The following is a 12,926-nucleotide window of genomic DNA, read 5'->3' on the forward strand; positions in this document are numbered from 1 at the left end:
CAGCACGATGGGCATCGATTCCGCATCCTCCGGCGGCGTGTATCCGCTGCATCACGGCGACCACAATTCGCACGGCGTGCCGCCGAGCGTCAATCCGGTCGCGCTGAGCCACGGGCGCGACCAGCCGTTCTTCGATCCGGTTGCATACGGCAACGGCCCCGACGATTCGGTGACCGACACGACCGAGGCGGCCGCGATCACGCATCACACGATCCTGATCGACGGCAAGCGCATCGCCTATACGGCGACGGCCGGCCATCTCGTGACGGTCGACCCGAGCAGTTCGCAGCCGGCCGCAAAGCTGTTCTATGTCGCGTTTACGGCCGACGGCGCGAAGGAGGAAACGCGTCCCGTCACGTTCTTCTACAACGGCGGCCCCGGCTCGTCGTCGGTGTTCGTGCTGCTCGGCTCGTTCGCGCCGAAGCGGATCCGGACGTCGATGCCGGGCTTCACGCCGCCCGCGCCGTACCAGATGGAAGACAACCCGGACAGCATGATCGACCACAGCGACCTGGTGTTCATCAACCCGGTCGGCACCGGCTATTCGGCGGCGATCGCGCCGAACAAGAACCGCAATTTCTGGGGCGTCGACCAGGATGCGGATTCGCTGAAGCAGTTCATCAAGCGCTACCTGACGAAGAACAATCGCTGGAATTCGCCGAAATACCTGTTCGGCGAGTCGTACGGCACTGCGCGCAGCTGCGTGCTCGCGTACAAGCTGCACGAGGACGGCGTCGACCTGAACGGCGTCACGCTGCAGTCGTCGATCCTCGACTACCGCCAGGCCGGCAACCCGGTCGGCGCGCTGCCGACCGCGGCCGCCGACGCGTGGTATCACAAGCGGCTCGGCGTATCGCCGACGCCGACCGATCTCGGTGCGTTCGTCGAGGAAGTCGCGCAGTTCGCGCGCACCGACTACCTGAACGCGCTGCGCAAGTTTCCGCAGGCCGACCAGGCGGTCGTGCAGAAGCTGTCCGAATACACGGGCATCGACACGGCGACGCTGCAGTCGTGGAGCCTCGACATCGCCGGTTACGACGCGCGCGGCAATTCGGTGTTCCTGACGACGCTGCTGCGTTCGCAGGGGCTCGCGCTCGGCTCGTACGACGGTCGCGTGACGGCGATCTCGACCGGCATCGCTGGCAAGATCGATCCGAACTCGGGCGGCAACGACCCGACGATGACGGCCGTGACGGGCGTCTACACGGCGATGTGGAACAACTACCTGAACGAGCAGCTGAAGTTCACGTCGAATTCCGCGTTCACGGACCTGAACGACCAGGCATTCCAGAACTGGGATTTCAGCCACATCGACCCGACCGGCGCGCAGCAGGGCGTCGACGCGAAGGGGAACGTGATCCTCTATACGGCCGGCGACCTCGCCGCGGTGATGGCGCTCAACGTCGACCTGAAGGTGCTGTCGGCGAACGGCCTCTACGATTTCGTCACGCCGTTCTACCAGACCGTGATCGACCTGCAGCAGATGCCGCTCGAGGATCAGAAGGTGCGGCAGAACCTGTCTGCGCGGTTCTATCCGTCGGGGCACATGGTGTATCTCGACGGCGGCTCGCGTACCGCGCTGAAGCGCGACCTCGCGGCGATGTACGACGCGACGGTCGGCGATACGGGCGCGCGGATGCGGATTCGCGCGCTGCAGGCGAAGAAGGCGGGCGGGCACGCGTAGCGCCGCGCCGGTTGTCCGGCCGCGTGCGCAAGCGGTGCCGCGCGCGGCCGGTTGTCGGTATCGACCGGCCCCCGCGCGTCAGCCGCAGTGGCCGGCGTTCGAGGCGAAGCCGAGGCCCGGCCAGTCGAACGGCGTGTACGGCAGCGCGCGCTTGTGGCGCGAGCCGTCGAAGAAGCGCAGCACAGTTTCGTAGACGTGGTCGCTGACGGGCTTGCCTTCGAGGAAGTCGTCGATCTCGTCGTAGCTGACGCCGTACGCGTGCTCGTCGGGGCGCAGCGGGCGCAGCTCCTCGAGATCGGCGGTCGGCACCTTCATCACGAGCGCCTCGTCGCCGCCGAGCGCGCGCGCGACCGCGCGCACGCGGCGCTTGTTCAGGCCCGCGAGCGGCAGCACGTCCGCGCCGCCGTCGCCGAATTTCGTGAAGAAACCCATCAGCGATTCGGCCGCGTGGTCGGTGCCGATCACGATGCCGCGCGTGGCGCCGGCCACCGCGTACTGCGCGATCATGCGCTCGCGCGCCTTGATGTTGCCGTGCACGAAGTCCTGCTGCGCCGGCGTCTCGAACGCGTGGCCGGCGGCCGCGAGCGACGCGAGCATCGCATCGGCGGCCGGCTTCACGTCGACCGTCAGGATTTCGTCCGCGCGCACGAAGGCGAGCGCGCGCTGCGCGTCGGCTTCGTCGTTCTGCACGCCGTTGGGCAGGCGCATCGCGATGAAGCGCGCGTCGTAGTCCTCGGCGCGCAGGCGCTCGACGGCGAGCTGCGCGAGCCGGCCGGCCGTCGACGAATCGACGCCGCCGCTGATGCCGAGCACGTAGGTCCGCAGGCCGGTCGAGCGCAGGTACTGCGCGAGGAAGTCGACGCGGCGGGCGATCTCGGCGTCGGCGTCGAAATGCGGGGCAACGTTCAGTTCGGCAATGATTGCGCGTTGGCGGCTGGCGTAATCGGCGGCTGTCATGGGAAGGGTTCCGGAACGAAATGCAAGGCGCTCATCATAAGCGCAATCGCGGCGCGGTGCCGCGCCGCGCCGGCGTTGCGGCGGGCGTGCGTTGCATCGGCGACACGCGATACGCGCGTCGCGCCGCCGTCAGCGCCGTGCGAGCACGACGCCGACCAGCGCGAGCGCGAATCCGGCGAGCTGGATCGCCGCGAGCGTTTCGCCGAACAGCAGATAGCCCTGCAGCGCGGCCAGCGGCGGCGCGAGGAACAGCAGCGCAGTCGCGCGCGCCGCGTTACCGCGCCGCAGCATCCACATCAGCATCGTAACCGCGCCGCCGGACAGGAACACGACGCCCCACACGAGCGACACCCACAGCGCCGGCGCGTCGATCCAGCGCGTTTCATGCAGCAGCACGACGAACACGGCCGCGACGAGCGCCGCGCCGAAGTTCTGCACGGCGACCGCCGTGCGCAGGTCGCTTTGCGCGAGCCTGCCTTTCTGGTACAGCGAGCCCGCGGTGATCGAGCCGACCGCCAGCACGGACACTGTGACGACCAGCCACGCCGGTGCGGCGCCCGGCGGCGGCGCGACACCGCCCGTGACTTTCGGTGCGAGCACGAGCGCGACGCCGGCGAGGCCGAGCGCCATGCCGATCCAGCCGCGTGCGGGCAGGCGCTCGTTGAACAGCGGCACCGCGAGCACGGCCGTGGCGAGCGGCTGCAACGCGCCCAGCAGCGCCATCACGCCCGCGTTCAGCCCCTGCGCGACGGCCCAGTAGCTCGCGCCGAGGTAGACGCCTTGCAGCAGCGCGCCCGCGATCAGGTGACGCGGCCATTCGCGGCGGGCCGGCCACGGCGCGCGCGCGGCGAGCGCAACCGCCGCGAACAGCGCGGCGGTGCCCGCGAAACGCGCGAGCAGGAACAGGTTGGGATCGGCGTAGGGCTTGATGGCCCGGGCGACGATGAAGCCGGTGGACCACAGCGCGACGAACAGCGCGGCGACGATCGAGGTAAGCATGCGGAGCAGGCCGCGGCGCGGCCGACAAATTCATCAAGTCGGCCAGTATCGGGCGAATCGGCGCGCGCGTCTTGTCGAATCCTGCACTCGTCGGGCGCCGTGCGCGAAAGCGGACGGCCGGGACGTCTTGCACGAACGGCCGCCGCCGTGCTGTGACCGGCGGCGCGGGCCGAGCGGCGCGACGGCGCGATCAGTCGTCGAGCGAGAACGTGTCGAGCGGCTGGTTGGCGCGCGCATCGGTCGCGAAGCGCGCGGCGAGCTGCTCGTACAGGCGGCGCGCCTCGTCGAGCGTGAGGTCGATCCAGTACGGATCGCCGGCCGCGTCGTTGAGCCGGTCGGGCGAGAACTGGATTTCGAGCACACTGCCTTTGCGATACATTGCGCAAGCCCCCTGCATGGTCTGTCGTTTGGCGAAGCGCAGAGTGTAGCAACCGGCGCCGCGCCGATTCGCACGCGTCAGGCAATACAGAATTTCGCTTTTGGCCGCCCCGGCTGCCGGGCGGCGCGGACGCATGACGTGCCGTCGCATGACGCGCCGTCGTCAAATCGCCGTCAAACGTCCGTAATACAATGGGCGGCTTTCCCATTACCTGCCGCCTCGGGCGCATCACACGATGCTCGCGGAACAACGTCACCAATACATCCTGTCGGAACTCGGGCGATCGGGCGCGCTGTCGGTCGCGGAACTCGTGCGTTCGCTCGACGTATCGCGCGAGACGGTGCGGCGCGACCTGAACGCGCTGGCCGCGCGCGGCCTGCTCGTGATGACGCACGGCGGCGCGCTGGCCGCCGACCGGCGCGAGCCGAGCCTGTCCGAACGCGAGGCGGCGAACGCCGATGCGAAGCGCCTGATCGGGCGCCGCGCGGCCGAATTCGTGCCCGACGACGCATCGGTGCTGATCGACTCGGGCAGCACGCCGCACGCGGTCGCGCTGGCGCTGGCCGACCGGCACCGGCTGTCGATCTACACGAACGACTGGCGCACCGCGTTCGTGCTCGCGCGGCGCAACGGCAACCGCGTGACGCTGCTCGGCGGCGAGCTGTCCGACGACGAGGACGCGACCTTCGGGCTCGACACGATCCAGCAGCTCGCGCAGTACCACGTCGATTTCGCGTTCGTCGGCGCGGGCGGCATCACGGCCGACGGCGAATGCACCGACTACTCGCGGCTGGCGGCCGAGGTGCGCAGCCGGATGATCGCGGCGGCCGGCACGGCGATCATCGTCGCCGATCACTCGAAGTTCGGCCGCGTGACGCCGGTGCGGATCAACGGCACCTCGGCCGCGCGCTATCTCGTCACCGAACGCGCGCCGGACAAGGCCGTGCGCCGTGCGCTGACCGCGCGCGGCATCGAGCTGCTGCTGTGCGACTGACGCACGCCTGACACACAAGATTCATCGCACCGTCATCCGGACGGCAACACCGTTGCGGACACTCGGGCATGTTCTCGTCGAATTTCGCGCGCCTCGCCGGCCCGGCCGGTGAGAGCCGCGCGCAGGCCGGGCCGCGATCCGCGCGATTCCGCGATTCCGCCGCCGTCGAGAACCTTCCCGATTCGTCCATTCGACCGGCCCCGAGCCTGGGAGCAACGATGTCCGTCAGCGTGCGCAGCTATCTGTCCCCCACCCTGGTCCTGCTGGCCTTCGACTGGCCCGACGCGGCGTCGCGCACCGACTTCCTCGGTTTCGCGATCCGGCGCACGCCCGGCTTCTGGTCGGCCGACGGCAGGACGCGCGCGCCGTACAACTGGCTGCCGAACCGCCTGACCTTCGACGGTCCGGCCGCCGATACGCAGGGCGACGCGCCGACCGACCAGGCGCCGATCCAGAAATTCATGTGGTGGGACGCGCGCATCGATCCGCAGGACCGCGGCGCCGCGTTCCGTTACGACGTCTATCCGGTCGTCGGCACGCCGGCGAACCTGCAGGTGCTCGACGCGCAGGCCGGCGAGTGTCGCGTCGTGCTGCCCGCGCACGTGGAGGACGGCATCGGCACGTGGTTCAACCGCGCGGTGGTCAGCTCGCAGGCGTTCGCGAAGCAGGTCGCGGCGCTCGGCCTCGCACCGGGCGAAGCGCCGAGCGACGCGCAGGCGCTGAAGCTGCGCACCTGGCTCGCGAACGACATGGAGCAGGTGTTCGCCGAGATGCTCGATCCTGCGTCGCGCGCGGCGTCGGCCGTCTATCACCTGATCGACACGCTGTGGGCGCTGCCCGCCTTCGAAGCGTTCGGGCGGGCGCACGGCGAAGCGTCGCTCGCGATCGTCTACGACGCGCACGTGACCGCCCGCAAGGGCAAGCCGCCGCTGCCGTCGCCGAACCAGCCGGCCGTCGACGCGCTGCAGGGCCTCGCGACGCTCGCGCCGCGCGACAGGACGCACATCATGCACGACAAGTTCATCGTGACGAACACGGGCGCGGGCGTCGCGCCCGCGCGCGTGCTGACCGGCTCCGCGAATTTCACGACCGAAGGGCTGACCGAGCAGGCCAACGTGCTGCACGCGTTCGACTCGCCCGCGCTCGCCGCGCTGTACAACGAGCGCGCGCGGGCGCTGGCCGCGAATCCGTCGATCGCGGAGACCGCGCGCCTGTCGTCGGGCTGGTCGGCGCCGCTGACGGTCGGCAGCGCGCAGGTGCGCGTCGCGTTTTCTCCGGAGCCGGCGGGGCAGCGCACCGAGATCGACACGATCGTCGCCGCGATCGCGGCCGCGCGGCATTCGGTGTCGTTCTGCCTGTTCATGCCGACCGACGCGGCGCTGCGCGACGCATGCTTCGCGGCCGGCGACCGCGGGCTGATGATGTTCGGGCTCGTGAACCGGATCAACGCCGGCAGCGCGACGAAGGCCGATACCGCGCAGCGGGCCGGGCAGTCGCTCGACGCGGCGACGCTCGCGAACCTGGAGCTGTACCATCGCCGGCGCGACCATCGCGACGTGATCGACGCCGCGTATTTCTCGCCGGCGACGGTGCCGCAGGGTTTCGAACCGGAACTGCGGCTGTTCCCGGGCGAACCGGCGCCGGCCTATCCGCCCGTCGTGATCCACCACAAGTTCATCGTGATCGATGCGGAAGGCGCGAATCCGGTCGTCTATACGGGTTCGGCGAACATGAGCCGCAATTCCGAGCAGTACAACGACGAGAACCTGCTCGAGATACGCGACGCGCGGATCGCCGGCACCTATCTCGCGGAATTCCTGCGGCTCTACGAGCACTACCGGGCGCGGGCGCTCGCGATCGAGGCGAAGCAGGGCGGCACGGGCGCGCATGCGCGGCTCGCGCTCGCGCCCGATTCGAGCTGGGCGAAGAAGTACTACGTGGCGGGCAGCCCCGAGGAGAAGGCGCGGATCGCGCTGGCGTCGAGCGCGCCGACGAACTGACGGACCGATGCACGCGCGCGGCTGCGACGCAGCCGGCGCGCGACACCGCGCGATATCGCGTTATGCGGCGACGTAGCGCAGCACGGAGTCGGCGATCGTCTCGCGATGCCGCGCGCGCAGGCGCGGCGCCGACGGGTCGCGGCCGAACGCGGCGCCGAACGTGTAGCGGTTCGACACGCGATGGAAGCAGAAGGAACTGATCAGCAGGTGCAGGTCGAATGCGTCGATGTCCTGGCGGAACACGCCGCTCGCCGCGCCGCGCTCGAGCAGTTCCTCGAGCGTCTTGATGATGCTGACGTTGCGGTTCTTGAACGACTTCAGCTGTTCGAGATACTTCGCGCCGTGGATGTTCTCGATCGACACGAGGCGGACGAAGTCGCGATGCTTGTCGTGATAGTCGAACGTGAATTCGACGAGCCGGCGCATCCCTTCGCGCGGCTCCATGTCGCCGACGTGCAGTTCCTGCTCGAGTTCGCGGATGTCGCCGTAGACCTTCTCCAGCACGGCCTCGTACAGGCCTTCCTTGCTTTCGAAGTAGTAGTAGAGCATGCGCTTCGTCGTGTTGGTGCGCTCGGCGATCGCATCGACGCGCGCGCCGGCGAGGCCCATCGCGGAGAATTCCTGCGTGGCGACGTCGAGGATGTTGCGCTTGGTTTGCTCGGGATCGTATTTGCGCCGCGCATCGGACGGAAGCGCGCGGGGGGCGGACGTGGCGGCCTTGCTTCCTGCTTTCATGTGACGTTGTTGTGGCTTAGCGGCGGCTTGGAACGGGCATTCTAGCATGCGGAAAACCGGCGTCCCGCCGACCCTCCGCTCTAATCCCGGCGCGGTTTTCGCCGCCGCGACGCGCTCAGCGGCGGCACGACGCGAGCGCGTCGCGGGCCTGGTACGCGGTATACGTGAGCTGCGCGGCGGCCAGCCCCGCGAGCCCGAAGGTGCGCGTGAGCCCGAACGCGCCGAAGCCGTCCGGCACCGGCCGGCCTTCGGCCAGCGCGGCGGCGAGCGTCTCGCCGGCCACCGTGGTCGGCGCCATCCCGTGACCGCCGAACGCGATCGCGTGCCACACGCCGTCCGCGTCGCGGCCGATCTGCGGCATCTTGTGCCGTGCGTAGCTCATCAGGCCGCCCCATGCGTATTCGACCTTCACGTCCGCGAGCTGCGGATAGACGCGCAGCAGGTCGCGCCGCAGCAGGCGCGCGATCGCGTCGGGGCCGCGGTCGAGCACCGAGATCCGGCCGCCCCACAGGATGCGCGTGTCCTTCAGCGGACGGTAGTAGTCGAACGCGAAGCGCGTGTCGTAGATCGCGTAAGGCGCGTCGATCGCCGCCTTCAGGCGGTCGCCAAGCGGCTCGGTCGCGATCACGTAAGTGGCGATCGGCAGCACCGCGCGCTCGATGCGCGGCGACACGCCGCGCGCGTAGCCGCCGCCCGCGAACACGACGTCCTTCGCGCGCACCGCGCCCTGCGCCGTGCGCACGACGTAGCCGGCGCCTTCGCGCGCGATGCCGAGCGCAGCCGAGCGTTCGTAGATGCGCGCACCGCCGCGCGCCGCGGCCGCCGCGACGCCGAGCACGTACTTGAGCGGATGGAAGTGGAATGCGTTCGGCTCGAACAGGCCGCCGTAGTAGCGCGTGCTTTTCAGCCGCGCGCGCAGCGCGTCGGTCGCGACCGGTTCCCAGTCGACGTCGAATTCGCGCTTCATCAGCGAACGCACGCTGTCGAGCCGCGACGGATCGTCGAACCAGTTCGCGAGCATCACGCCCTCGTCGACGATGTCGCAGTCGATGCCGTAGCGCGCGATCCGCGCGCGGATCAGGTCGACCGCGTCGATCGTCAGGCGGTACAGGCGGCGCGCTTCGTCGCGGCCGAGCGTGCGCAGCAGGTCGGCGTTGTCGAGGCTGTAGCCGCCGAACACGAAGCCGCCGTTGCGGCCCGACGCACCGAAGCCGACCCGCTCGCCGTCGAGCACGATCACGTCGCGCACGCCGCGCTCGACGAGACCGAGCGCCGTGCACAGGCCGGCGAGGCCGCCGCCGACGATGCAGACCTGGGTGTCGAGGGTGCCGCTCAGTTGCGGATAGGGCTGGCGGCTAACGGTGGCTTCGTAGAAGTTCTGCATGCGATTCGATGACTCGTAACGGCGGAAAAACAGGCGGCGCGCGTCGATCTTGCCTGAATGCGCGCGCCGCGTCGAATGGTTGTCGGGCCGCCGCGCCGGGCGGCCTCCCGGGTGGTCAGATGCCCGGCGTCGGGTTCGCCGCGCGCGCGACGCCGGACGGGTAGCTGGCGGTGCTATCGGTCGCGGGCTCGGGTACGGCGTTGCGCTCGATCCACGGCGCGATCTCCATGTCCTCGTAGCGAACGAGGCGGCATTTGCGCACCAGCGCGTAGCCGAGCCAGATCACGAGGAAGAACGGCAGGCCGATGTAGGTCGCCGCGATGCCGGCCCAGTCGATCCGGTCGGCGAGGAAGGCCTGATAGTCCTGGCCCAGCGCGACGATCGCGCACAGCACGAACGCGAAGATCGGGCCGAACGGGAACCCCTTCGCGCGGTACGGCAGCTGGTCGAGGCGATAGCCCTGCTTCAGCAGGCCCTTGCGGAACCGGTAATGGCTGACCGCGATGCCGAGCCACGTGACGAAGCCGGCCATCCCCGACGTGTTCAGCAGCCACAGGTAGACGGTCTTGTTGCCGTACAGCGACGTGAGGAAGCACAGCGCGCCGACCGCGGTCGTCGCATACAGCGCATTGCGCGGCACGCCGCCCGGCGACAGCTTCGCGAACAGCTTCGGCGCGCGGCCTTCGACGGCGAGGTTGTACAGCATCCGCGTCGACGCATACATGCCCGAGTTGCCGGCCGACAGCACGGCCGTCAGGATCACCGCGTTCATCACGCCGGCCGCGAACGCGAGGCCCGCGTGGCGGAACACCAGCGTAAACGGGCTCACGCCGATATCGGTCACGTCGCTTTTCAGCAGGCTCGGGTCGGTATAGGGAATCAGCACGCCGATCACGAAGATCGCGAGCACATAGAACAGCAGGATCCGCCAGAAGATCTGACTGACCGCGCGCGGAATCGTCGTGCGCGGGTTCTCCGATTCGCCGGCTGCGACGCCGATCATTTCGGTGCCCTGGAACGAGAAGCCCGCGATCATCGCGACGCCGAGCATCGCCGCCCAGCCGCCCGCGAACGGCGCGTCGCCGATCGAGAAATTCGCGAGGCCCGCGCTCGGCCCGCCCTTCAGCACGCCGAAGATCATCAGCAGCCCGATGCCGAGGAACGCGATCACGGTCAGCACCTTGATCAGCGCGAACCAGTATTCGGCCTCGCCGAAGCCGCGCACCGACAGCGCGTTGAGCGCGAAGATCAGCGTGAGGAACAGCGCGCTCCACCAGACGCCCGGCACGTGCGGAAACCAGTAGTTCATCACGAGCTGCGCGGCGACCAGCTCGACCGCGAGCGTGACGGCCCAGCTGTACCAGTAGTTCCAGCCGAGCGCGAAGCCGAAGCCCTCGTCGACGAACTTGGACCCGTAGGTCGCGAACGAGCCCGACACCGGCATGAAGGCAGCCATTTCGCCGAGGCTCGTCATCAGGAAGTACACCATCAGGCCGATCAGCATGTACGCGACCATCGCGCCGCCGGGGCCGGCCTGCGAGATCGACGCGCCGGACGCGACGAACAGGCCCGTGCCGATCGAGCCGCCGATCGCGATCATGCGCAGATGGCGCGCCTGCAGGCTGCGGTGAAGGGCCGGCTTCGCGGGACGCGAGCCGGGCGGGCGAGAGGAATCGGGGCGGGCATCTGAGTGCATGGCGGGTGCTGGGCGCTGTCTCCGGAATTGTTTTTTCGATATGAGGCGCAGGCGGCCGTCGGCGCGCCGGCCGCGGCGGCACCTCGACGCGGCCCCGATTGTGTGGGGTCCGCAAACCGCCTGCAAACGATATTTCCGAACTGGTTGATGCGGTTGGCTCATCAACTCGTACCGGATCGCGGCGTGCGCCGCTGCGCGGCGCCGGCTTCGGCGGTATCCCGTCGGCACGCCGGAACGGGGCGTTTCACGCCGTCGAGGTGTTGCGTTTTGGGAATGAAGTCGTGAGTTAATATCAATAGCGGCCCGACTTGTGGCCACCGACAATGCGATGCATGGATCGTGCCTCGCGAGGCGCGCCTGCGCCGGCCGGACGTGTTTCCGGCGAGGCCGCGGCGCTCGCGCAGCGGGCCGCTCGCGGCGCGCATCCGCTTGCACAGGGCGCGCGAACGCGCTCCAATCGAATCACGCGGGCGGCGTCGCCGCCGCACCGATCAATCTGTCCCTGAAGAGGAAGTGATGCAATTCAACGACATTCTTGCTGCGCTCGACATCGATCTCGCCCAGTGGAAAGGCAGCGCGCTGACCGCGCGCTCGCCGCTCGACGGCGCGACGCTCGCGACGCTGGCGGTCGACACGCCCGCCGACGCCGAGCGCAAGATCGACGCCGCGCACGACGCATTCCTCAAATGGCGCACGGTGCCCGCGCCGGTGCGCGGCGAGCTCGTACGCGTGTTCGGCAACGTGCTGCGCGAGCACAAGGCCGCGCTCGGCCGTCTCGTCACGCTCGAGGCCGGCAAGATCACGTCGGAAGGCCTCGGCGAAGTGCAGGAAATGATCGACATCTGCGACTTCGCGGTCGGCCTGTCGCGCCAGCTCTACGGCCTGACGATCGCGTCGGAGCGCCCGGGCCACCGGATGATGGAAACGTGGCACCCGATCGGCGTGTGCGGCGTGATCTCGGCGTTCAACTTCCCGGTCGCCGTATGGGCGTGGAATGCGGCGCTCGCGTTCGTGTGCGGCGACCCGGTCGTGTGGAAGCCGTCGGAAAAGACGCCGCTCACCGCGATCGCGTGCCACGTACTGCTCGGCAAGGCGCTGCGTGAATTCGACAAGACCCATCCGGGCGTGGCGCCGGAAGGCCTGCATCAACTGGTGCTCGGCATGCGCGACGTCGGCGAGGTGCTGACCTCGTCGAAGAAGGTGCCGGTCGTCAGCGCGACGGGCAGCGTGCGGATGGGCACGGAAGTCGCGAAGGTGCTGAGCCAGCGTCTCGCGCGCGGCATCCTCGAACTCGGCGGCAACAACGGCATGATCGTCGCGCCGAGCGCGGATCTCGATCTCGTCGTGCGCGCGGTCACGTTCGCGGCGGTCGGCACGGCCGGCCAGCGCTGCACGACGCTGCGCCGCCTGATCGTCCATCGCAGCATCGTCGACCAGCTGCTGCCGCGCATCGAGAAGGCCTACGCGTCGGTGAAGGTCGGCAATCCGCTCGAGGAAGGCACGCTGGTCGGCCCGCTGGTCGACCGCGCGTCGTTCGACGCGATGCAGAAGGCGCTGGCCGATGCGCGCGAGCAGGGCGGCGAGGTGAAGGGCGGCGAGCGCGTCGACGTCGGTCATGCGGATGCGTACTACGTGCGCCCGGCACTGGTCCGGATGCCGAAGCAGTCGGCGGTGGTCGAGCGCGAGACCTTCGCGCCGATCCTCTACGTGATGGTCTACGACGACTTCGACGACGCAATTGCGGTGCACAACGCGGTGCCGCAGGGCCTGTCGTCGGCGATCTTCACGAACGACATGCGCGAGGCCGAGCAGTTCATGTCGGCGGCCGGCAGCGACTGCGGGATCGTCAACGTGAACATCGGCACGAGCGGCGCGGAGATCGGCGGCGCGTTCGGCGGCGAGAAGGAAACGGGCGGTGGCCGCGAGTCGGGCTCGGATGCGTGGAAGGCCTACATGCGCCGCGCGACGAACACGATCAACTACAGCCGTCAACTGCCGCTCGCGCAGGGCGTGAAGTTCGACGTGTAAGGCGACGCGCCCGGAAGGGCGCTGCGCGTCAATGCCAAAGGCCGGTTGCCGCGATGCGGCGACCGGCCTT

10 protein-coding genes are annotated in these 12,926 nt (G+C 69.3%); 4 read left to right on the plus strand and 6 right to left on the minus strand.

Annotated features, from left to right (window positions below; translation table 11 throughout):
• Positions 1 to 7 precede the first annotated feature (7 nt).
• Entirely contained in the window at positions 8 to 1,684 is a 1,677-nt protein-coding gene (locus tag WS57_RS01760; protein WP_059518208.1) for a S10 family peptidase, read from the plus strand.
• A gap of 78 nt (positions 1,685 to 1,762) precedes the next feature.
• Here WS57_RS01760 and nadE read toward each other — a convergent pair whose 3' ends face one another.
• The 3 genes from nadE to WS57_RS01775 all read right to left on the minus strand — a co-directional run bounded on the left by nadE (position 1,763) and on the right by WS57_RS01775 (position 4,019).
• Positions 1,763 to 2,641 carry an ammonia-dependent NAD(+) synthetase gene (gene nadE, locus WS57_RS01765; protein ID WP_059518210.1) on the minus strand — a complete coding sequence of 293 codons (879 nt, stop codon included), beginning with the start codon at positions 2,639 to 2,641 and terminating at the stop codon, positions 1,763 to 1,765.
• A gap of 129 nt (positions 2,642 to 2,770) precedes the next feature.
• The gene (locus tag WS57_RS01770; protein WP_059518212.1) at positions 2,771 to 3,640 is read right to left on the minus strand and encodes a DMT family transporter; all 870 of its coding nucleotides are present in this window, start codon (positions 3,638 to 3,640) and stop codon (positions 2,771 to 2,773) included.
• A 190-nt stretch (positions 3,641 to 3,830) separates the two neighbouring features.
• The gene (locus WS57_RS01775) at positions 3,831 to 4,019 is read right to left on the minus strand and encodes a hypothetical protein (RefSeq protein ID WP_040130995.1); all 189 of its coding nucleotides are present in this window, start codon (positions 4,017 to 4,019) and stop codon (positions 3,831 to 3,833) included.
• A gap of 235 nt (positions 4,020 to 4,254) precedes the next feature.
• On the opposite strand from WS57_RS01775, the gene WS57_RS01780 reads away from it, so the two are divergent.
• Together WS57_RS01780 and WS57_RS01785 are read left to right on the plus strand one after the other, a co-directional pair.
• Positions 4,255 to 5,013 carry a DeoR/GlpR family DNA-binding transcription regulator gene (locus WS57_RS01780; RefSeq protein WP_009689238.1) on the plus strand — a complete coding sequence of 253 codons (759 nt, stop codon included), beginning with the start codon at positions 4,255 to 4,257 and terminating at the stop codon, positions 5,011 to 5,013.
• 218 nt (positions 5,014 to 5,231) lie between these two features.
• Entirely contained in the window at positions 5,232 to 7,013 is a 1,782-nt protein-coding gene (locus tag WS57_RS01785) for a phospholipase D-like domain-containing protein (RefSeq protein ID WP_069243663.1), read from the plus strand.
• Between the two features lie 60 nt (positions 7,014 to 7,073).
• Here the strand turns inward: WS57_RS01785 and WS57_RS01790 are convergent, their stop codons facing one another.
• The 3 genes from WS57_RS01790 to WS57_RS01800 all read right to left on the minus strand — a co-directional run bounded on the left by WS57_RS01790 (position 7,074) and on the right by WS57_RS01800 (position 10,828).
• Positions 7,074 to 7,748 carry a TetR family transcriptional regulator gene (locus tag WS57_RS01790; RefSeq protein WP_009689240.1) on the minus strand — a complete coding sequence of 225 codons (675 nt, stop codon included), beginning with the start codon at positions 7,746 to 7,748 and terminating at the stop codon, positions 7,074 to 7,076.
• A 115-nt stretch (positions 7,749 to 7,863) separates the two neighbouring features.
• Positions 7,864 to 9,132, minus strand: coding sequence for an NAD(P)/FAD-dependent oxidoreductase (locus tag WS57_RS01795; RefSeq protein ID WP_040132027.1), 1,269 nt, complete (start codon positions 9,130 to 9,132; stop codon positions 7,864 to 7,866).
• 115 nt (positions 9,133 to 9,247) lie between these two features.
• Positions 9,248 to 10,828, minus strand: a complete 1,581-nt coding sequence (locus WS57_RS01800) for an amino acid permease (protein WP_069243664.1) — start codon at positions 10,826 to 10,828, stop codon at positions 9,248 to 9,250.
• A gap of 516 nt (positions 10,829 to 11,344) precedes the next feature.
• Here WS57_RS01800 and WS57_RS01805 point away from each other — a divergent pair.
• Positions 11,345 to 12,856, plus strand: coding sequence for an aldehyde dehydrogenase family protein (locus WS57_RS01805; RefSeq protein ID WP_059518216.1), 1,512 nt, complete (start codon positions 11,345 to 11,347; stop codon positions 12,854 to 12,856).
• The last annotated feature ends 70 nt before the right edge of the window (positions 12,857 to 12,926 follow it).

It is taken from the genome of Burkholderia pseudomultivorans, from assembly GCF_001718415.1.
GTDB classification, from domain to species: Bacteria; Pseudomonadota; Gammaproteobacteria; order Burkholderiales; family Burkholderiaceae; genus Burkholderia; species Burkholderia pseudomultivorans_A.